At 68.1% G+C, this 20,647-nt stretch carries 21 protein-coding genes; all 21 read right to left on the minus strand.

Annotated features, from left to right (window positions below):
• Window positions 1-20: 20 nt before the first annotated feature.
• Window positions 21-386 carry a response regulator gene (locus C1930_RS09665; RefSeq protein ID WP_038688521.1) on the minus strand — a complete coding sequence of 122 codons (366 nt, stop codon included), beginning with the start codon at window positions 384-386 and terminating at the stop codon, window positions 21-23.
• Window positions 383-691 (minus strand): STAS domain-containing protein, encoded by a 309-nt coding sequence (locus C1930_RS09670; protein ID WP_108749540.1) that lies wholly within the window; start codon window positions 689-691, stop codon window positions 383-385. Before C1930_RS09670 ends, C1930_RS09665 begins: the two co-directional genes overlap by 4 nt.
• Before the next feature lie 210 nt (window positions 692-901).
• Window positions 902-2,254, minus strand: coding sequence for a chemotaxis protein CheW (locus tag C1930_RS09675; RefSeq protein ID WP_108771594.1), 1,353 nt, complete (start codon window positions 2,252-2,254; stop codon window positions 902-904).
• Window positions 2,251-3,033 carry a ParA family protein gene (locus C1930_RS09680; RefSeq protein ID WP_108771595.1) on the minus strand — a complete coding sequence of 261 codons (783 nt, stop codon included), beginning with the start codon at window positions 3,031-3,033 and terminating at the stop codon, window positions 2,251-2,253. The genes C1930_RS09675 and C1930_RS09680 overlap by 4 nt, the downstream gene beginning before the upstream one ends.
• Window positions 3,034-3,037: 4 nt before the next feature.
• Window positions 3,038-4,063 carry a flagellar motor protein MotD gene (gene motD, locus C1930_RS09685; RefSeq protein ID WP_108756117.1) on the minus strand — a complete coding sequence of 342 codons (1,026 nt, stop codon included), beginning with the start codon at window positions 4,061-4,063 and terminating at the stop codon, window positions 3,038-3,040.
• Window position 4,064: 1 nt separating this feature from the next.
• Entirely contained in the window at window positions 4,065-4,805 is a 741-nt protein-coding gene (locus tag C1930_RS09690; protein WP_108749544.1) for a flagellar motor protein, read from the minus strand.
• Window positions 4,806-4,906: 101 nt separating this feature from the next.
• Window positions 4,907-6,748: a chemotaxis protein CheA gene (locus C1930_RS09695; protein WP_108771596.1), complete on the minus strand. Its 1,842-nt coding sequence runs from the start codon at window positions 6,746-6,748 to the stop codon at window positions 4,907-4,909.
• Between the two features lie 2 nt (window positions 6,749-6,750).
• Window positions 6,751-7,356 (minus strand): protein phosphatase CheZ, encoded by a 606-nt coding sequence (locus C1930_RS09700; RefSeq protein ID WP_108749546.1) that lies wholly within the window; start codon window positions 7,354-7,356, stop codon window positions 6,751-6,753.
• Window positions 7,356-7,748, minus strand: coding sequence for a chemotaxis response regulator CheY (gene cheY / locus C1930_RS09705; RefSeq protein ID WP_005413247.1), 393 nt, complete (start codon window positions 7,746-7,748; stop codon window positions 7,356-7,358). The genes C1930_RS09700 and cheY overlap by 1 nt, the downstream gene beginning before the upstream one ends.
• Window positions 7,749-7,767: 19 nt before the next feature.
• Entirely contained in the window at window positions 7,768-8,511 is a 744-nt protein-coding gene (locus C1930_RS09710) for an RNA polymerase sigma factor FliA (protein WP_108749547.1), read from the minus strand.
• Window positions 8,508-9,395, minus strand: coding sequence for a P-loop NTPase (locus tag C1930_RS09715; protein WP_108749548.1), 888 nt, complete (start codon window positions 9,393-9,395; stop codon window positions 8,508-8,510). Before C1930_RS09715 ends, C1930_RS09710 begins: the two co-directional genes overlap by 4 nt.
• Entirely contained in the window at window positions 9,382-11,034 is a 1,653-nt protein-coding gene (gene flhF / locus C1930_RS09720) for a flagellar biosynthesis protein FlhF (RefSeq protein ID WP_108771597.1), read from the minus strand. Before flhF ends, C1930_RS09715 begins: the two co-directional genes overlap by 14 nt.
• Before the next feature lie 145 nt (window positions 11,035-11,179).
• A complete protein-coding gene (gene flhA / locus C1930_RS09725; RefSeq protein ID WP_108771598.1) occupies window positions 11,180-13,285 on the minus strand; it encodes a flagellar biosynthesis protein FlhA in 2,106 nt (701 codons plus the stop codon).
• On the minus strand, window positions 13,282-14,412 hold the full coding sequence (gene flhB, locus C1930_RS09730; RefSeq protein ID WP_108771599.1) for a flagellar biosynthesis protein FlhB: 1,131 nt from the start codon (window positions 14,410-14,412) through the stop codon (window positions 13,282-13,284). Before flhB ends, flhA begins: the two co-directional genes overlap by 4 nt.
• Window positions 14,413-14,685: 273 nt before the next feature.
• On the minus strand, window positions 14,686-16,803 hold the full coding sequence (locus C1930_RS09735) for a bifunctional diguanylate cyclase/phosphodiesterase (RefSeq protein WP_108756121.1): 2,118 nt from the start codon (window positions 16,801-16,803) through the stop codon (window positions 14,686-14,688).
• Between the two features lie 168 nt (window positions 16,804-16,971).
• A complete protein-coding gene (gene fliR, locus C1930_RS09740) occupies window positions 16,972-17,763 on the minus strand; it encodes a flagellar biosynthetic protein FliR (protein ID WP_108749552.1) in 792 nt (263 codons plus the stop codon).
• Between the two features lie 13 nt (window positions 17,764-17,776).
• On the minus strand, window positions 17,777-18,046 hold the full coding sequence (locus C1930_RS09745; RefSeq protein WP_005413254.1) for a flagellar biosynthetic protein FliQ: 270 nt from the start codon (window positions 18,044-18,046) through the stop codon (window positions 17,777-17,779).
• 80 nt (window positions 18,047-18,126) lie between these two features.
• Window positions 18,127-18,903 (minus strand): flagellar type III secretion system pore protein FliP, encoded by a 777-nt coding sequence (gene fliP, locus C1930_RS09750; RefSeq protein ID WP_108761945.1) that lies wholly within the window; start codon window positions 18,901-18,903, stop codon window positions 18,127-18,129.
• A 1-nt stretch (window position 18,904) separates the two neighbouring features.
• Complete coding sequence (gene fliO / locus C1930_RS09755) at window positions 18,905-19,312, minus strand: flagellar biosynthetic protein FliO (protein ID WP_108749554.1); 408 nt, start codon at window positions 19,310-19,312, stop codon at window positions 18,905-18,907.
• Window positions 19,309-19,644 (minus strand): flagellar motor switch protein FliN, encoded by a 336-nt coding sequence (gene fliN / locus C1930_RS09760; protein WP_108753035.1) that lies wholly within the window; start codon window positions 19,642-19,644, stop codon window positions 19,309-19,311. Before fliN ends, fliO begins: the two co-directional genes overlap by 4 nt.
• A complete protein-coding gene (gene fliM / locus C1930_RS09765; RefSeq protein ID WP_108749556.1) occupies window positions 19,641-20,645 on the minus strand; it encodes a flagellar motor switch protein FliM in 1,005 nt (334 codons plus the stop codon). Before fliM ends, fliN begins: the two co-directional genes overlap by 4 nt.
• Between the last annotated feature and the right edge of the window lie 2 nt (window positions 20,646-20,647).

Below are 20,647 nucleotides of genomic sequence, written 5' to 3' on the forward strand. Positions count from 1 at the left end.
GGTTCAGCAGTGCCGGGCAATCAGCCCAGCACCTTCTGTACGGTGGCGACCAGCTGTTCGGGGTTGAACGGCTTGACCAGCCAGCCGGTGGCGCCGGCGGCCTTGCCTTCGGACTTCTTGTCCGCAGCCGATTCGGTGGTCAGCATCAGCATCGGGGTGAACTTGTAGTCCGGCAGCTGGCGCAGTTCACGGATCAGGCTGATGCCATCCATGTTCGGCATGTTGACGTCGGTGACCACCGCGTTGAAGCGCTGGCCCTTGGCGCGGCCCAGGGCCACGGCGCCGTCTTCGGCTTCTTCGACGGAAAAACCGGCCGAGGTGAGGGCGAAGGAAACCATCTGGCGCATCGACGCCGAATCGTCCACCACCAAGATACGTGCGCTCATGCAGCGTTCTCCACAGATTTCAGGTTGTCATGGGGTACGTCCAGGCCCAGGGCCTGGGTGACGCCCAACAGGCGGGCGGCGTCACGGAAGGTTGCGGTGCAACCGTGGAAGCCGGTGTCCAGCCCTGCCTCGCGGCGGGCCTGCACGAAGGCGCACAGCACCTGCACGCTGGCGGTGTGGATGCGGCCGACCTGGCTTGCGTCCAGGGTCAGCTCGCCTGCTTCCGCCACCAGGGGCGAAAGGCGGTTCTTGAGCTCGGTGCTGCTCTCGATGCCGAGATCATCACCCAGTTCGACAGTGCTCATGATTGCTCCGGACAAACGGTTCCGAGATCCATAACGGCACACCGGCGGGGTTCTTTAGGATTGTTTCGGGGGGTATCCACGCGTGGCGTGGATCTACCGGGGGCTCGATGTCTGGGTATCCACGCATGGCGTGGATCTACCGGGGCGATCATGGTGTTGATCGCCCCGGGCAACGCCGGCGTGTAGATCCACGCCATGCGTGGATGGGCTTCACCCCAACAGACGCGTCGCATCCAGCAGGATCATCGGCCGTTGGCCAATGCGGGCTACGCCGCGGAACAGGTCGTTGGAAATCTGGCAGATGCGCGCGGTGTCCGGCGGTTCAATCTGCGAATCGGTGAGGTTGGCCACGTCTTCCACGGCCGACACGCGCAGGCCCAGGATCTCGCCGTTTTCTTCCAGCACCACGATGCGCGTCTGCGCGTCGTCCTCGGCGGTGGTAGTGCCCAGGTGCAGGCCCAGGTCCATCACCGGCACCACCTGGCCGCGCAGGTTCATGATGCCCAGCATGGCGGCGGCGGTGCCGCGCAGGGGCAGCAGGGGCACGGGAAGCACCACTTCCTGCACCTTCAGCAGCTCCAGCGCGTAGGCCTGCACGCCGCAGCGCAGGCGCAGCCAGCGCGAGGTACGTTCGCCGGCGCGGCGGGCCTGCGGGTGCGGGCTGCTGGCCGGCTGGTGGGCCTGCGATTGCAGTTCCTGCCAGCTGGACGGGCGGGCGCCTGCCGGGGCATTCACTGCCACGCGCGGCGGCGGCGCCACAGCGGTGCGGGCGACCGGGGCTGCGACGGGCGCGGCGGGCGGAAGAGCCGGCGCCACCGTGGCGGGGGCAGGCACGGCCACCGTTTCACCTTCTGCGGCGGCTTCGAAGGCGGCCTGCAGGGCGGGGCTGTCGATGTGGGCCAGGGCGTGGCTGTTGGCGCTGTCGGTTTCGTAGATCACTTCATCCGGCAGGTCGTCCCAGGTGGGCTCGGGGCCGGTCGGGGCGGCGGCGGGTGCAGGCGCCGCTGCGCTCGCCGGGCGTGGCCCGGCGCTACCGTCGGTGTCTTCGGTTTCGTAAATGACTTCGGCCGGCAGGTCGTCCCAGGTGGGTTCGCGTTCTGGAGCGGCGAGGGCCACGGCGTCGAAGGCGGCCTCCAGCGCTGCGCTGTCGCTCTGCGCGGCGGCTGGAACGTCTTCGGTTTCGTAGATCACTTCGGCCGGCAGGTCGTCCCAGGTCGGTTCAGGGCCGGTCGTTGCGGCGGCGGGTGCAGGCGCCGCTGCGCTCGCCGGGCATGGCCCGGCGCTACCGTCGGTGTTTTCGGTTTCGTAGATCACTTCGGCCGGCAGGTCGTCCCAGGTGGGCTCGCGTTCGGGAGCGGCGACGGCGGGTTCGGGCACCGCTGCGCTCGCCGGGCATGGCCCGGCGCTACCGTCGGTGTCTTGGGTTTCGTAGATCACTTCGGCCGGTAGATCGTCCCACGTGGGCTCGCGTTCGGCGGCCACGGCGACGGCAACCGGCGGCGCCACGATGGCTTCGCCCAGCAGTTCGTCCAGATAGTCGTCCAGCACGCCGGTGGTGCTCATGCCGCCTGCTCCAGTGCGCGCTCGTCTTCGCCCAGGATCCAGTTCAGGGCGCGGCGGTACGCGGCCAGGCCACGGCCGGGGTAGTCTTCGCCCGCGCTGGGCAGGGTCAGGCCGGCGGCGTTGCTGATGCGGGTGTCCAGCGGGATGGCGTCTTCCCAGACGCGGCCGATGTGGCGGTCCTGCATGCTGCGCAGCGATTCGTTGCCCGCGCGGGTGCGGCGGTCGAACAGGGTCGGCAGGATCGAGATCGGCAGCGGGCGGCGGCGCGAGCGCTCGACCATTTCACCGGTGCGCACCATGCCGTCCAGGCCGTGCAGCGCCAGCGGTTCGGCCTGGGTGGGAATGATCAGGCGATCGGCCGCGGCCAGTGCGTTGATCATCAGCAGGCCCAGGGTGGGCGCGCAGTCCAGCAGGATGTAATCGTGCTGGCCCTGGTGGCGGGCCAGGGCGTTCTGCAGGGCCAGGCCCAGGCCGGGCTGGTTGGCGCTGCGGCGTTCCAGCGTGGCCAGCGAGGCCTGCGCGCAGACGTAGTCCAGGCCGTTGATCGGGCTGGGGTGGCTGAGCGTTGCCAGATCGGCCGGCGGTGCGCCGAACAGTTCCAGTACCCCGGCAGGCGCCGGCTCGACCGGCACGCCGAAGGCGCGGGTGAGCGAGGCGTGCGGATCCAGATCGATCAGCAGGACCCGGTGGCCGAGTGCGGCCAGGCCGCGACCGAGGGCGAGGGTGGTGGTGGTCTTGCCGACACCGCCCTTCTGGTTGGCGACTGCCCAGATGCGCATCGGATTACTCCTTCATTGCAGGGGGAACGGCGGCGCCGACATGGCTGCCTGCCGACACCGGCGGCAACTGCACCGGTGCAAGGGGGGAAGGGGAAGGGGTGCGTGCCGTCGCCGCAGCGGCGGTGCTGGCCGCAGGTGCAGCGGCATCGGTCTGGCCAGTGGCGGCGTTCAGGCGCTCACCCAGCGGGTCCACCGCGTGGCTGGTGTCAGCCAGGATGATGACCATCACCCGGCGGTTGCGGTTGCGGCCTTGGGCGCTGTCGTTGGCATCGCGCGGGCGGAACTGGCCGTAGCCGACCATGGCCAGGCGCGAGGGCTGCACGCCCTGGTCGGCGAACAGGTGGACCACGCTGGCGGCGCGACCGGCCGACAGTTCCCAATTGGACGGGAAGGTTGCGGTGGCAATCGGAATATTGTCGGTGTGGCCTTCCACGCGCACGCTGTTGGGCACATCGCGCAGCACCTCGGCCAGGCTGGCCAGGGTCTGCCGCGCATGCACGTCCAGTGCCGCCGAACCGGTGGGGAACAGGATGTCACTGTTGATCTCCACCTCGATCCACAGTTCGGTGCGGCGCACGCTGATCATGCCGCGGTCGATCAGCGGCGACAGTGCGGCGGTCAGGCGGTCGGCGATGCTGTTGAGCTGGCGCTCGGCACGGGCGATCTGTTCCTGGTTGTGCACCGACACCGGCATGCGCATCTGCGAGGCCATCGAAGGCAGCAGGGTGGGGTCGTGCGAAGGCGCCGGCGCGGACGGGCCGATCTTGGTGCCGGACTTGATGACCGAGGGGCTGTCCCAGCCGCCGCCCTGCACCTGCTTGTTGCCCACCTGCACCGGGTTGATGGTGCGCGGAGCGCCGCCGAAGGCATCGGTCAGCGCATCGGCCATGATGCGGTACTTGCCCTCGTTCACCGAGGAAATGGCGTACATCACGACGAAGAACGCCAGCAGCAACGTCATCAGATCGGCATAGGGGATCGCCCATGCTTCATGGTTGGCGTGCTCTTCGTGGTGCTTGCGGCGGGCCATGTCAGTGCAGGAAGCCGGAAAGGTTGGTTTCGATGTTGCGCGGGTTCTCGCCCTGGGCAATCGAGATCAGGCCTTCGATGACCATTTCGCGGTCGCGCGAGTTGTGGGCGATCACGCCCTTCAGCTTGGCCGCGATCGGCAGGAACAGCAGGTTGGCCGAGGCGATGCCGTAGATGGTGGCGGTGAACGCGGCGGCGATGCCGTGGCCCAGCTTGCTGGGGTCGGCCAGGTTCTTCATGACCGCGATCAGCCCAAGCACGGCACCGATGATGCCCAGCGTGGGCGCATAGATGCCCATGGCTTCGAACACCTTGGCGCCGGCCTGGTCCTGGTGCTCCTGGCTGCCCAGTTCGATTTCCAGCATGTGCCGGATCGATTCTGGCTCGACGCCGTCCACCAGCAGCTGCAGGCCCTTGCGCAGGAACGGATCGCGCTGTGCTTCCACCTGCGATTCCAGGCCCAGCAGGCCCTGGCGGCGGGCGATGTTGCTCCATTCCACGATCTGCTGGATCAGTTCGCGACGGTCGCTGTGCGGCGGGCGCACGACCCAGCGCACGATCTTGAAGGCGTGCTTGAACACGGCCGGCGCGGTGTGCAGCAGGATGGCCGCCACGGTACCGACGATCACGATCACGAAGGCAGCCGGCGACCACAGCGAGGCCAGGCCGGCGCCCTTCAGGATGCTGCCGCCGACCAGTGAGGCCAGGGCAAGGAAAAGTCCAATGAGGCTGAGTCTATCCATGGGTCCGGTATCGGCGTGTGTGAATGGGACTTGAGACACCGGTGGCGCGTGTACAGACGGTAGTCACAGTTTTCGGGGTGCCGGGCAGCGCCCGGCCGGGTTCATCTCAGCCCGTCCACGTCCAGGATCAGGGCCATGCGGCCATCGCCGATCAGCGTTGCCCCGGCGTAGCCGCGCAGGCCGCGCAGCGCCTTCGGCAGCGGCTTGATCACCACTTCCTCGCGGCCGCGCACCTGGTCCACCACCAGCCCGAAACGGGCCTCGCCGGCCTGCAGCACCACGATGGTCAGTAGGCTGGAGGCGGCCGGGGTGACATCCAGCCACTGCCGCAGGTCGATCAGTGGCAGGGTGTGCGAGCGGCGGTCGAGCACGGCGCGGCCATCGAACCAGCCCAGCGAGGTGCGCGGTGCATGCAGCACTTCCATCACGCGGGCCAGGGGCAGGGCGTAGACATCCTCGCCGGCCTGCACCAGCAGGGTCGGCAGGATGGCCAGGGTGAGCGGCACGCGGATCAGGAAGCGGCTGCCACGACCCAGTTCGGACTGGATCTGGATCTGCCCGCTCAGTTCGCGGATGCGCGACTGCACCACGTCCATGCCCACGCCGCGGCCGGAAATATCGGTGACCTGCTGCTTGGTGGAGAACCCGGGCAGGAACACCAGGTGCAGGCATTCCTCGCTGCTCAGGCGGGCGGCGGCTTCCGGGTCGATCAGGCCCTTCTCGCGCGCCTTGGCGCGCAGCTTTTCCGGGTCGATGCCGGCGCCGTCGTCCTGCACTTCAATGCTGACGTAGTCGCCTTCCTGCTGTGCCGACAGGCGCACATGGCCCATGCGCGGCTTGCCCTGTGCTTCGCGCAGGTCCGGCATTTCCACGCCATGGTCGATGGCGTTGCGCACCAGGTGCACCAGCGGATCGGCCAGCGCTTCCACCAGGTTGCGGTCCAGCTCGGTTTCGGCGCCGATCAGTTCCAGATCGACTTCCTTCTTCAGCGAACGGGCCACATCGCGGGCCACCTTCGGGAAGCGCGAGAACACCTTGCCGACCGGCTGCATGCGGGTGCGCATGACCGCCGACTGCAGGCGCGCGGTGGCGATATCCAGGGTGGACACGGCACGGTCCAGCTCTTCATCGCGCAGGCGGGTGCGCAGCGTCTTCAGGCGGTTTCGTGACAGCACCAGTTCGCCGATAAGGTTGACGATGGCGTCCAGGCGCTTGGTGTCCACGCGCACGGTGTGTTCGGCCTCGGCCAGCGGCTTGGCCGCGGCGGGCTTGGCCGGCGCAGCGGCAGGGGTCGCCGTCGGGCGCGTCGCCGGCGTGGGGGCCGGCGCTGCAGCCACCGGCTTGCTGCCGGGTGCGGCGCCGCCATGCAGCTGGTCCAGCAACGCTTCGAATTCGTCTTCGCTGATCAGGCCATCGTCGGCCTTCTTCGCCGGGGCCACGGCCGTGGGCGCGCCGCCGCCGTGCAACTGGTCCAGCAGCGCTTCGAACTCATCGTCGGTGATCAGGTCGCTGCCGCCGGCAGCCGGTGCCGCGGCCGCGCTGGCACTGGTCGCGGGTGCGGCGCCGCCATGCACGTCGAACTGGGCGATCAGTTCCGGCGGTGCGTAACCCGGCTCGGTGCCGGATGAAACGGCGTCGAGCATGGACTGCAGGTAATCCAGCGACTGCTGCGCCGCGTCGAAGTGGTGCGATTGCAGCACGGCCTGGCCGGCACGGGCCGAACCCAGTGCTTCTTCGGCGGCGTGGCACAGCTCGACCATGGCGGTGATGCCGAGGAAGCCGGCGCCGCCCTTCAGCGTGTGGTAGCCGCGGAACACGGCATTGAGCTGTTCGCTGTCCTGCGGTGCCTGTTCCAGCGACACCAGCTGTTCGCCCAGGCGATCGAGGATCTCCTGTGCTTCGATGATGAAATCGGCAGTGATGTCGTCGGCAACCGCGCTCATGCTTACAGCCCCAGGTCCGACAACAGATCGTCGGCGTCGTTCTGCGAGACCGCGTGGCGGTCCAGTCCCTTCAGTGCCGGCCCGGCCAGTTCCGGGTCGGTGCGATGCTGTTCCGGCGGCAGGCCGAGCGCGCCGAAGCCTTCGTGCACGCGGCGGACGATGCCGACCACGCGACGGATGATCTGCCCGGTCAGGTCCTGGTAGCTCTGGGTCAGGGCGATCTCGGTCAGGTTGTGGCGGATGCGCTCCAGCTGCACGTCCTGGCCCGGCTGCAGGCCATCGGCGCGCAGCTGTTCGGTCAGGGCGCGGCATTCTTCGGCCAGGTCCAGGGTACGGTGGGTGGCCTGTTCGGTCATGGCCACCACGTGGTCCAGGCGCGCGCAGGCGTCGTCCAGCTCGCCGGCTTCGTCGGGCACGGTCGGCAGCTCGCCCAGGGCCTGGCCCAGTTCGCGGGCCAGCCGCGAAAGGCCGCTCATCATCGGCTGGGTGCGCGCGGCCACCAGACTGTCGATGCGCTGGCGCCAGGCGCTCTCGTCGCCCGCTTCCAGTGCATCCAGTGCTTCCTGCAGGCGCAGGGCCAGGGCGCTCTTGTCGACCGTGGTATCCATCAGGCGCTGGCCGCCAGGCGTTCGAAGATCTTGCCCAGCTTCTCTTCCAGCGTCTGCGCGGTGAACGGCTTGATGATGTAGCCGTTCACCCCGTTCTGTGCCGCTTCGATGATCTGCTCGCGCTTGGCTTCGGCGGTGACCATCAGTACCGGCAGGGTCTTCAGCTTGGCGTCGGCGCGGATGGCCTTGAGCAGTTCGATGCCGGTCATGACGGGCATGTTCCAGTCGGTCACCACGAAATCGAAGGGCTGGCTCTGCAGCAGTGACAACGCAGCATGCCCGTCCTCGGCTTCGGCGGTATTGGTGAAGCCCAGATCGCCCAGCAGGTTCTTGACGATGCGACGCATGGTCGAAAAGTCGTCAACGATCAGGATGCGCATGTTCTTGTTCAAAGCAGAGTTCCTTTGTTGTTCAATTCTCGAGGCCGGCGTCGGCCGCCTCGAAGACTTTCAGTCGGCCACGCAGGCGCAGCACTGCCTGGCCATGGATCTGGCAGACCCGCGATTCGCTCACGCCGAGCACCGCGCCGATCTCTTTCAGGTTCAGTTCCTGCTCGTAGTAGAGCGAGAGCACCAGCTGTTCGCGTTCGGGCAGGTGGCCGATGGCCTTGCCCAGTTCGCGCCCGAATTCGCCGCGCTCCAGCACCTGCTGCGGGGTGGGGCCGCCCTGGGCGATGGTGTCCAGCTCGCCCTGGTCTTCGATGCGCGATTCCAGGCTCAGCACCTGGCCGCGCGAGGCGTCTTCCATCAGGCGCAGGTAGTCGGGCAGTGGCATTTCCATGGCCGCGGCCACTTCGGTGGCGCTGGCGGCACGGCCGCTGCTCTGTTCCAGGCGCCGGATGGTGGCGGCGGCATCGCGGGCGCGGCGGTGCACCGAGCGCGGTACCCAGTCGCCGCGGCGGATCTCGTCGATCATCGAGCCGCGGATGCGGATCGAGGCATAGGTTTCAAACGAAGCGCCCTGGTCGGCGTCGTAGCTACGCGAGGCCTCGATCAAGCCCATCATGCCGGCCTGGATCAGGTCGTCCACTTCCACGCTGGCCGGCAGGCGCGCGGCCAGGTGGTGGGCGATGCGCCGCACCAGGTCCGAGTGCTGCACGATCACGTCGGTGGCCGAGGCGCGCTGCACCTCTTTGTACTGGGCTGCGCCTTTCATGCGGTCACCCCGCGCTGCTTCAGGATGCGTTCCAGGAAGAATTCAACGCCGCCGCGCGGCTCGGTCGGGGCCTGCCAGCGCGCGGTGCGGCGGGCGATCTCGGTGATCGCCAGCGCGGCCGGACTGGACGGGTAGGCCTTCACCACCGGCTGCTGGCGCTGCACCGACAGGCGCAGCCAGTCATCCTGCGGCACGCAGCCCAGGTAGTTCAGCGAGACATCGGCCAGGAACTTCTCGCAGACGCGGGTCAGCTTTTCATACAGCACGCGGCCTTCGTTGGGGTCGCGCACCATGTTGGCCACCACCTGGATGCGGTCCACGCCACGTTCGCGCGACAGCACCTTGATCAGCGCGTAGGCGTCGGTGATCGAGGCCGGCTCATCGCAGACCACCACCACGGTGTCCTGCGCGGCCTGGCAGAAGGTCAGCACGCCGTCGTTGATGCCGGCGGCGGTGTCCACCACCATGATGTCGAGCTCGCGTTCCAGTTCGGAGAACACGTTGACCAGGCCCACGTGCTCTGCCGGGGCCAGTTCGGCCATGTGCCGGCGGCCCGACGCGGCCGGCACCACCAGCACGCCGTTGGGGCCTTCGATGATCACATCGTCCAGCGAGCAGCGGCCGGCCACCAGGTCGGCCAGGGTGAAGGTCGGGTTCAGGCCCAGGATCACGTCGATGTTGGCCAGGCCCAGGTCGGCGTCCAGCAACAGGGTGCGCTTGCCCATGCCCGCCAGCGCCACGGCCAGATTGGCCGACACGTTGGTCTTGCCCACGCCGCCCTTGCCGCCGGTCACCGCAATGGTGCGCACAGGGCCCAGCGGCTCGCTGCGGGTGGCCGTCAGCGGGAAGGTGGTGGTCAGCTTGGCGTACTCACGCGACGGCATGGTTCAACTCCGGGTTGCAGGGCATATCGGCCGCTCGGCGCAAATCTTCAAGGCGAAGTACAAGATTGGCTGCAGATGCACGGTGCAGGTCGTCCGGCACGTCCTGGCCGTCGGTCACCCAGGTGATCGGCAGCTGGTGGTCCACGGCCACCGACAGGGCGTTGCCGAAGCGGCCGGTCTCGTCCAGCTTGCTCAGCACCAGGCCCTGCAGGTTGGCCGCGCCGAAGCGGCGGACCACCTCGTCCATGTCGCCGAAGCTGGTGTTGGCCGGCAGCACCAGCAGGGTGCGCACCTGGCGGGCGGCGCGCAGCCACTGCAGCTGGGCGGCCAGCGCGCGGTCGCGCGGGCCCAGGCCGGCGGTGTCGATCAGCACCAGCTTGTAGTCCTTCAGGCGTTCCAGCAGCTGGTCCAGGTCGGTGCCGCTGTTGGCTTCGTGCACCGCGATGCCGAGCTGGCGGCCGTAGCCGTACAGCTGTTCACGGGCACCCACGCGCAGGGTGTCGGTGGTGACCAGGGCCACATCGCGGGCGGCGTGGCTTTCGGCGAAGCGCGAGGCCAGCTTGGCGATGGTGGTGGTCTTGCCGGCGCCGGTGGGGCCGACCAGGGCGATCACACCGCCTTCTTCCAGCGGATCGACCGGGGCGATCGGCAGCTTGCGCGAGATCAGCCCCAGCATCAGGCCGCGGCCGCGGTGGGCCTCGGTTTCCGCCGGAATCTGCATGGCCACATCGCGGGCCAGGCCGGCATCGAAGCCGTACTCGTCCATCAGGTCCAGCGCCGCACCGCGCACTGCGTTGCCACGCAGGCGTTCGTCGGTGAAGCGGTTCATCTCGCGCTCGATCACCTGGCGCATGCCGGCCACTTCCTGGCGCAGCTGGCGGATCTCGGCGTCATCCTGGGCCACCACGGTCACCACCGGCGCCGGCATCAGCTGCGGGGCGGGCTCGGGCTGCGGCGTGGCTTCGGCTAGTACCGGGATCGGCTGCTCGGCGGTCACCGCCGGCTCGGCGGCGATCACGGCGGCCGTCGGCGCCTCGGCCGTCATCGGCAGCGGCGGCGGCAGGGCGGCAGTGTCCTGCGGCTCGTCGTGCGGCGGATCGATCAGGAAGCGGGCGCGGTTGATCGGGGCCGACGCGGCGGCCTCAGCGGCAGGTGCCGGCGGGGCGACGATGGCCTGGGCGAACGGGGCGAAGATCTGTTCCGGCAGTGCCGGTTCGTTGACGCTGGCGCGGGCCAGGGTGTCGGCGAAGCCGGTGCTGCCGCGGGTCGGCACGATCTCGTCGGCGCTGTCCAGGGTGCGGCCGGTGGCACCGACGGCGGCGCGGGCCAGGGCGGCCACGGCCGAGGTGGTGGCCGCGATCGGTTCCGGCGCCGGGGTGGCGCTGCGGCGGCGGGTGACCGCGGCGATGACGGCATCGGCGGCGGTGCGCGGCTTCGGTGCCGGCGGCGGCGCGACATCGCGGCGCGAGGCATCCAGTGCGCGCTGCACCACGCCTTCGTCGTAATGGGCGGCGGCCACGATTTCGATGCCTTCTTCGATCCGGCGGTTGGACAGGATCACGGCATCGGGCCCGTGTTCCTTGCGCACCAGGTTCATGGCCGAGCGCATGTCGGCGGCGACGAAGCGTTTGATTTTCATGCTGTGATCACGGGTCGAAGACGGCGGATTGGCGGTCGGAGAACGCGGGTGGTCGGTGGTCTGCACGGTTCGGGTTCCCCTTGGAATCTGTCGGTTGCTGCAATTGAAGAGTGGTGTCTGTTTTCTGGCGCTGCGGTGGGCGGCGTCAGCTGATCGTTCCGACCAGCTTCAGGCGCTTGTCCTCCGGCACCTCGCTGTAGGCCAGGACCGACAGCGACGGAACGCTGTGGCGGACCAGGCGGGCCAGCGCGGCGCGCACCGGGCCTGGTACCAGCACAACCGCGGGCTCGTTGCGGGCTTCCTGCTTGCTGACACATTCGGCCAGGCTCTGGTGCAGTCGCTCAGCGAGTCCGGGTTCCAGCGCGGCGCCGTTGCCCTGCGTGGACTCCTGCAAGACACGTTCCAATTGCGGGTTGAGGGTGAACACCGGCAGCTCCGCCGACATTCCGGCGATCTCCTGCACGATGAAGCGGCCCAGCGCGTTGCGCACGGCAGCGGTGAGGGTGGCCGGGTCCTGGCTGGACGGGGCGTGCTCGACCAGCGCTTCGGCGATTTTGCGCAGCTGGCGGATCGGAATGCGTTCGACCAGCAGGTTCTGCAGCACGCGCACCACCGCCGACAGCGGCAGCGCCTTGGGCGTCAGATCTTCGACGAGCTTGGGCGCGCTCTTGCCCAGGTTGGCCAGCAGGTGCTGCACTTCTTCGTGGCCCAGCAGTTCCGGCGCGTGTTCGCGGATCAGGTGCGACAGGTGGGTGGCAACCACGGTGGCCGGGTCGACCACGGTGTAGCCCAGGGTTTCGGCCTGTGCGCGCTGGTGCGGCTGGATCCAGGTGGCATCCAGGCCGAAGGCGGGGTCCTTGCCGGCAATGCCGTCCAGCGGGCCCAGCGCGCTGCCCGGGTCCAGCGCCAGTTCGCGGTCGGGATGGATTTCGGCGGTGGCCACCGGCACGCCGTGCACCAGCACGCGGTAGGCGTTGGCGGCCAGTTCCAGGTTGTCGCGGATATGCACCGAGGGAATCAGGAAGCCGACGTCCTGGGTCAGCTTGCGGCGCACGCCCTTGATGCGCGCCATCAGCTCGCCGCCCTGGTTGCTGTCCACCAGCGGAATCAGCCGGTAGCCCACTTCCAGACCCAGCGGGTCGACCGGGCGCAGTTCGTCCCAGCTCAGTTCGGCGGTCGGTGCCGGCGCGGCGGGGCGGCCCAGAGCATTCACCGGGCCGTTCTCGCCGGCCTTGGCGGCGGCATCGTCGGCCGGCAGCTGGGTCTTGCGGTACAGCTTCCAGGCGATGAAGCCCAGGATCGCGGCCAGCGTCAGGAAAGCGACGTTGGGCATGCCCGGTACCAGGCCGACCAGGCCGATGATGCCGGCGGTGATGGCCAGCGCGCGGTACTGGCCGAACACCTGGCCGGTCATGGCCTGGGCCATGTCCTGCGAACGCGAGGCGCGGGTGACCAGCATGGCCACGGCGCTGGACACCAGCAGGGCCGGCAGCTGCGCCACCAGGCCGTCACCGATGGACAGCAGGGTGTAGGTGGCCGCCGCTTCACCGAACGGCATGCCATGCTGCAGCACGCCCACGGCCAGGCCGCCCAGCATGTTGATGAACAGGATCAGGATGCCGGCGATCGCATCGCCGCGGATGAACTTGCTGGCGCCGTCCATTGCACCGTAGAAGTCGGCTTCCTCGCGCACTTCCTCGCGGCGGGCCTTGGCTTCTTCACGCGTCAGCAAACCGGCGTTCAGATCGGCGTCGATGGCCATCTGCTTGCCGGGCATGGCATCCAGGATGAAGCGGGCGGTCACTTCCGAAACACGGCCGGCGCCCTTGGTGATGACCACGAAGTTGATGATGGTCAGGATCGCGAAGACCACGATGCCGACCGCGTAGTTGCCGCCGATCACGAACTCGCCGAAGGCGGCGATCACCTTGCCGGCTGCTTCGTGGCCGTTCTGGCCGTTGAGCAGGATCACGCGGGTGGAGGCCACGTTCAGCGCCAGGCGCAGCATGGTGGTGACCAGCAGCACGATGGGGAAGATGGTGAAATCCAGCGGGCGCTTCACGTAGACCACCGCCAGCAGCACCATCAACGAGATGGCGATGTTGAAGGTGAACAGCGCATCCAGCACCGGGGCGGCCAGCGGCACCACCACCATGGCCAGCAGGGCCAGCACGATCAGCGGCGCGCCAAGACCCTGGCGGATCATGTCGAGCACGCGGCGGCTGTTGAAACCAGAGGTCTGGGCGTTCATGGGCGGCCTCCAGTGCCGAATTCATCCACATCGATGTGGGGAGTGGACGGCATCGGGCCGGTCCGCCAGCCGCGCAGCTGGTAGACGTAGGACAGCACCTGGGCGACGGCTGAATACAGTCTCACGGGAATTTCCTTGCCGAGTTGACCCTCCCGATACAAGGCGCGTGCCAAAGGCGGGGCCGAGACGATGGCCACCTTGTTGCCGTCGGCCACTTCACGGATGCGCAGGGCGGTTTCGTCCACGCCCAGGGCGACCACGGTGGGGGCACTCATACGGCTGCCTTCGTACTTCAGGGCCACGGCGTAGTGGGTGGGGTTGACCACCACCACGTCGGCGGTGGGTACCGCTTCCATCATGCGGCGGTTGGCCATCTGCTGCTGCAGCTGGCGGATGCGCCCCTTCACTTCGGGGCTGCCTTCGCTTTCCTTCATTTCCCGGCGCAGCTCTTCACGGGTCATCTTCAGCTTGCGCATCCAGTTCCAGCGCTGGTAAGGCGCATCGATGGCGCCCAGCAGCAGCATGGCGCCGGCGGTGGCCAGCAGCAGCTTCAGGGTGAAGGCCAGGCCATGGCCGATGGCCGATTCCAGCGGCTGGTGCAGCAGGCCGCGCAGGGCATCGAAGCTGCTGGCAAACACCAGCGCGGCCGCGGCGCCGACAAAGCCCACGCGCAGCAGCGACTTGGTGAACTCGGCCACGGCCTCGGCACCCCACATGCGCTTCAGGCCGGCGATGGGGCTGAGCCGCTTGGGGTCGGGCATCAGTGATTTGTTCGACCAGCGCAGCCCGCCCATCACCAGCGGCGACAGGAAGCTGGCCAGGAAGCAGACCACCAGCAGCGGCCAGCAGGCCATCATCAGGCGCAGGAACAGCCAGCCGAAGTGGCCGAACAGGGCCTGCGGGTTCTGCCACAGGGCCGGCTCGGGGCTGAGCGCGGCGCGCATCCAGGCATGGCCGCCGGCGGCAATGGAGCTGCTGGTGGCCATGATGGCGATGACCGCCGCGCCGAACACTGCCACGGTGGCCAGCTCGCGCGAACGCGGGATGTTGCCCTGTTCACGGGCGTCACGCAGGCGTTTTTCTGTTGGCTGTTCGGTTTTTTCGCCTGCGTCTTCGTTCTCGGACATCGCGGTGCACTACGGCGGGGAGTGCCGGGGTGCGTGCAAGAACTGTTCCGTGACGGTAGAGCAGTGCCAACCAAGGTTGGCACCCACCAGGATGGGGGCGGTTGGCACCCACCAGAGCAGGGGCGGTAGCGCCGGGCCATGCCCGGCGGATGGCACCCACCGGAAGATGGCGGTAGCGCCGGGCCGTGCCCGGCGGGGTGAGAAGTGCCAACCAAGGTTGGCACCTACCAGAGCAGGGTGGTAGCTCCGGGCCATGCCCGGCGGGCGGGCGCGTCAGCGCGGCGGTGGGTTGGCCAGTTCCACCCGCGGCCGCGGCAGGTCGTGCAGCTGCATGAAGCGGGCCGGGTCCACCGGCCGGCCCAGCAGGTAGCCCTGCAGGTAGTCACAGCCCAGCCGTTCCAGATAGGCGCGCTGCGGGGCGGTTTCCACGCCCTCGGCCACAATGTCCATGTCCAGCGCGTGGCCCAGCGCCACGATGGCCGACACGATCACCACGTCTTCCGGGCTGTGTTCCAGATCGCGCACGAAGGCGTGGTCGATCTTGATTTCGGTGGCCGGCAGGCGCTTGAGGTACAGCAGGCTGGAATAGCCGGTGCCGAAATCGTCGATGGAAATGCCCACGCCCAGCGCCGACAGGCTCTGCAGCAGGCGCAGGCTGGTGTCGGTATCGCGCATCACCGTGCTTTCGGTGATTTCCAGCACCAGGTGGCGCGGGGTGATGGCGTAGCGTTCGATCACGTCCTCCACATCGCGCAGCAGGTGCGGCGAACTGAACTGCACCGGCGACAGGTTCACCGACATCGACCAGCCGTCATGGCCGGCATCGTGCCAGCGGCGCAACTGCTGGCAGGCCTGTTCCAGCGCCCAGCGACCGATATCGTGGATGGCACCGCTGCGCTCGGCCAGGCGAATGAAGCGGTCCGGCGGGATCAGGCCCTGTTCGGGATGGCGCCAGCGGATCAGTGCCTCGGCGCCGGCCACGGCCTGCGAGGCCACGCGGATCTTCGGCTGGTAGTGCAGGAACAACTGGTCGGTACCGATCGCCCGGCGCAGGTCGGCCAGCAGGCGGAACTGCTGTTCGGCGCTGTCGTTCATCCAGTCGGAGAACAGCACGAAGGCGTTGCGGCCCGATTCCTTGGCCTGGTACATCGCCGCATCGGCAAAGGCCATCAACTGGCGTTCGCTGGCGGCGTGGTCGGGACAGATGGCAACGCCGATGCTGGCGGTCACCTGCAGTTCGTTGTCGGGCAGCAGCGGGCCGCCGCCCACCGCTTCCAGGATGCGCCGGGCCAAGGTCGGCAGGTCCTCGTCATGTTCGATGCGCACCACCAGCACGAACTCGTCACCGCCCAGTCGCGCCAGCATGTCGTTGGGCCGCAGCAGCTGGCGGGTGCGCTCGGCCACGGCCACCAGCAGGGCATCGCCGGCCTGGTGGCCATAGGCATCGTTCACCTGCTTGAAGCCGTCCAGATCCATGAACATCACCGCGAAGCGGCTGCCGCGCTGTTCGGCCTCGGCCAGCGCCTGCACGATCCGGCGCTGCAGCAGCAGGCGGTTGGGCAGGCGGGTAAGCGGGTCGTGCAGGGCGGCCTGGGTCAGTTCCTGCTGGGCGTCGGTGAGCGAGGTGCTGAGCAGCGAATTGCGCAGCCGCAGCAGCTGCGCCTCCACCCGCTGTTCCAGCCAGGACACCACCAGCACCACCGCCAGGATGGCCACGGTGAGCACCACCACCATCACCGCCAGCCAGGTGCTGCGCAGGCCGTCGCCGACGGCGGCACCACACACGCTGCCTTCGGGGAAGCGGGCGGCGGCCATGCCGGTGTAATGCATGCCCACGATGGCCAAGCCCAGCAGGCCGGCGGCGGTCAGCCGATCAACATTGCGGGTGTTCTGCGCGCGAAGCCGGAAGGCCACGTACAGCGCGGTCCACGATGCGGCCACGGCCACCAGCAGCGACAGCGCCAGCCACACCGGCTGGTAGTCGATGCCCGGTTGCATGCGCAGGGCGGCCATGCCCACGTAATGCATGCTGGCAATGCCGCTGCCCATCAGCACTGCGCCGCCGGCCAGGCGGCCATGCGGCAGGGTGTGCAATGACACCAGCCACAGCGCGAACACCGACGAGGCGATGGCCAGCGCCAGCGAGACCAGGGTGATGGGCAGGTCGTAGCCCAGCGGAATGGGCAGGTCGAAGGCCAGCATGCCGATGAAGTGCATGGACCAGATGCCCAGCCCCATCGCGAACCCGCCGCCCAGCCGCCACCACCAGGTGGCACCGCGGCCAGGTGCAGTCACCGTGCGCCCGGCCATCGCCAGGGCGGTATACGAAGCCATGACGGCAACCAGCAGCGAGGTGGCCACCAGCCATGGGTTATACGTGCCTACCAGCATTCGTCAGTCTCCCGGACCTGCCTGTCAACGGAAAAACTACGGTGGGGCAAGGCTACGGCAAGCGGCCGTGCAGAACGCGGGCCGCGTGCGGCGTCCCCCTGGTCGCCGCGCATTCACTGTAACGCGTTACAGGGGGGGCAGGGCAATCAACAAGATGTGATGAAGTTCTCATTGAGTGACCGCGCCAGCAGCCTCGAACGCGGCATCGAACATGCGTTGCACCGGCGGGCCCATTTCACCGGCCAGCAGGGCCAGCAGGAACAGGCCCAGCAGCAGCGACACCGGCAGGCCCAGCTGGATCGGGTTCAGCGCGGGCGCGGCACGGGCCAGCACACCAAAGGCCAGGTTGACCGCCAGCATGGCCACCACCAGCGGAATGGCCAGGGTAAGGCCGCCGCGCAGCACGGTCAGCAGGAAGGTGGGGGCGATGCTGAAGAAGGCATGCGGGTCGGGCAGCGGCGCGCCGATGGGCAGCGCGCGGTAGCTGTCCACCACCAGCGAGATCAGCGCCAGGTGCCCGTTGGCGGTGAAGAACAGCAGGCCGAACAGCAGGTAGAACCACTGCCCGATCACGCCCGAGGTGCCGCCACGCAGCGGGTCGCTCATCTGCGCGAAGGCCAAGCCGGTGCCCTGCGCGACCAGTTCGCCCGCCAGCGCGCCGGCTTCGAAGATCAGCCGCAGCAGGAAGCCGATGGACACACCGATGGCCAGCTCGCGGGCAATGGTAAGTACAGTGGCGGCGTCGAAGCCGGTCCAGTCTGGTACCGGCGGCAGCAGCGGGGCCAGCGCGATGGACAGCGTGGCCGCCAGCATCACCCGCACGCGGGCCGGCACCGCGCGGGTACCGACCATGGGCATGGCCATGGCCACCGCGCCGAAACGCAGCAGTGTCCACAGCACGGTGCCGATCATGCCGAAGGCCTGCAGGCCGTCGGCGGCCATCTGGGTGGCGGCGTCCATGGCGGCGCGGTTCCTAGCCGATCAGGTGTGGAATGCGCTGGAACAGCAGCGTGGTGAACTCGACCAGGTGGCCGATCAGCAGGCTGCCGAGCGCAAACAACACAGCGGTGAGTGCCGCAGCCTTGGCGACGAAGGCAATGGTGGGTTCGTTCAACTGGGTCGCGGCCTGCACCACGCCCACCACCACGCCAACCACCAGCACGGTCAGCAGCAGCGGGCCGGCTACCCACAGTACGGTAATCAGGCCGCCACGCAGCTCAGTCAGGGCAAGTTCGGGAGACATCGTTGTTCCATTGGTAGCGCCGGGCCATGCCCGGCGACGCTTCTGTAGAGTCGAGCCACGCTCGACTGCTGTTGCTGCAATCAAGCCGGATTGAAGCTGGCCGCCAACGTACCCACGGTCAGCACCCAGCCATCGACCAGCACGAACAGCAGGATCTTGAACGGCGCCGACACCAGCATCGGCGACAGCATCATCATGCCCATCGACATCAGCACGCTGGCCACCACCAGATCGATGATCACGAACGGAATGAAGATCAGGAAGCCGATCTCGAAGGCGGTCTTCAGTTCGCTGGTGACGAACGAGGCGACCAGCACCGGGAACGGAATCGCATCGGGGCTGGCATAGGTGCCGTGACCGGCAATGCCGGCGAAGGTCATCAGGTCGGTTTCGCGGATCTGCGCCAGCATGAAGGCCCGCAGCGGCTGGGTGGTCAGCGTCCAGGCGGTCTGGAAGTCGATATCACCGTTCAGGTACGGCGCCATGCCGGTGCTCCACGCCTTGTCCCAGGTGGGCAGCATGATCATCGCGGTCAGGAACAGGGCCAGGCCCAGCAGCACCTGGTTGGACGGCGTCTGCCCGGTGCCCAGCGCCTGGCGCAGCAGGCCCAGCACGATGATAATGCGGGTGAACGATGTCAGCACGAGCAGCATCGACGGGATCAGGGTGATCGCCGTCATCAGCAGCAGGGTCTGCAGCGGCAGGCTGACCGGCGCGCCGCCGATCTTGCCCACGTTTACATCGGGCAGCGACGGCGGTGCGCCCGGCGCGGCGAACGCCAGCGCGGGCAGCAGGCACAGGGCGATCAGGATCAGCCACGGCATCAGGGTGGCGAAGCGGGAACGGGTCACGCGCATGTCAGGGGTCCTTGCGCAGCCGCTGTTGCAGCAGCTGGGCGAAATTCGGCAGGTTCTTCAGGTCCGGCACGCGCACCGGCGCCGGCGGCGGCAGGGGCTCGGACAGGGTGTGCAGGGTGTTGATGCTGCCGGCGGTGACGCCCAGCAGCAGCTGCTGGCCGTTCACTTCCACCACCACCACGCGTTCCTTGGCGCCCACGGTCAGGCTGGCCACCAGCTTCATGCCTTCGGCTGGGCGGAAGCCGCTGCCGGGCAGGCGCTTGAGCAGCCAGCCCAGACCGATCACCAGGGCCAGCACGGCCAGCAGGGCCAGCACCGCACCGAACAGACTCGGTGCGGTGGCGGCATGCTGGCCGATCTGCGGCGTTGCCTTCGCAGCGGCCTGTGCGGTGGCGAGCAGCAGGCTCAACGCAGTCTCCGGATCCGCTCGCTCGGGCTGACCACGTCGGTCAGGCGCACGCCGAAGCGGTCGTTGATCACCACCACTTCGCCGTGGGCGATCAGGGTGCCGTTGACGAACACGTCCAGCGATTCGCCGGCGCCGCGTTCCAGTTCCACCACCGAGCCCTGGTTGAGCTGCAGCAGGTTGCGGATCGGCAGGCGGGCGCGGCCGACTTCCAGCGACAGCGTCACCGGCACGTCCAGGATCACGTCCAGGTTCAGGTCCGGACCCTGGGTTTCATCGGCCTGCAGGCTGCCGAACTGGGCCGGGGTCGGTTCGAGGGCGTCGATATCGTTCATTGCGGGTCTTCCTGGATGACGGGTACGCGCGGGCGGGTCCCCGGCGGATGGGTAGCGGTGACTTTCACGGCGTTCATGCCGTTGGCGATGCCGAATTCGCCGGTGAACACGGGAATGTTCTCAACGCACAGCGGCACCTGGGTGTTCAGCTCGATCGGCAGGATGTCGCCTACCTTCAGCTGGGTCAGGTCGCGCAGGGTCATGCGCTTGCTGGCCAGCACGCTGGACAGGGTGACTTCGGCGATGTTGAGCTGTTCGCGCAGCATCACGCCCCAGCTGGCATCGCGGTCGTTGCGATCGCTCTGGATGCCGGCGTCCAGCAGTTCGCGGATCGGTTCCAGCATCGAGTACGGCAGGGTGACGTGGATATCGCCGCCACCGCCGTCCAGTTCCACGTGCAGGCGGCACACCACCACGTATTCGCGCGGGGTGACGATGTTGGCGAAGTGCGGGTTGATTTCCGAATTGATGTATTCGAAATCCACTTCCATCACCGGCGCCCAGGCTTCGCGCAGATCGGCGAAGGTCTGCTTCAGCAGCAGGTGGATCACCCGCATTTCGGTGGCGGTGAATTCGCGGCCTTCGATGCGGGTGGGGTAGCGCCCGTCGCCGCCGAAGAAGTTGTCGACGATGGCGAACACCAGGGTCGGCTCGAACACGATCAGGCCGGTGCCACGCAGCGGCTTGAAGCGGATCAGGTTCAGGTTGGTCGGCACATACAGCGAATGCATGTAGTCGTTGAACTTGATCAGCTCGATGCCGCGCACGGACAGTTCGGCCGAGCGGCGGATCAGGTTGAACAGACCGATCCGCCACAGGCGGGCGAAACGCTCGTGCACCATTTCCAGCGTGGGCATGCGACCGCGGATGATGCGGTCCTGGCTGGCGAAGTCGTACGAACGTGCTTCGCCGGACGGCGGCTCCGGATCGGTTTCGACCGCGCCGCTGTCCACGCCATGCAGCAGGGCATCGATCTCATCCTGGGACAGCAGGTCATTCATCG

Origin of the sequence: Stenotrophomonas sp. SAU14A_NAIMI4_8 (assembly GCF_003086695.1) — a bacterium.
Lineage (GTDB): Bacteria > Pseudomonadota > Gammaproteobacteria > Xanthomonadales > Xanthomonadaceae > Stenotrophomonas.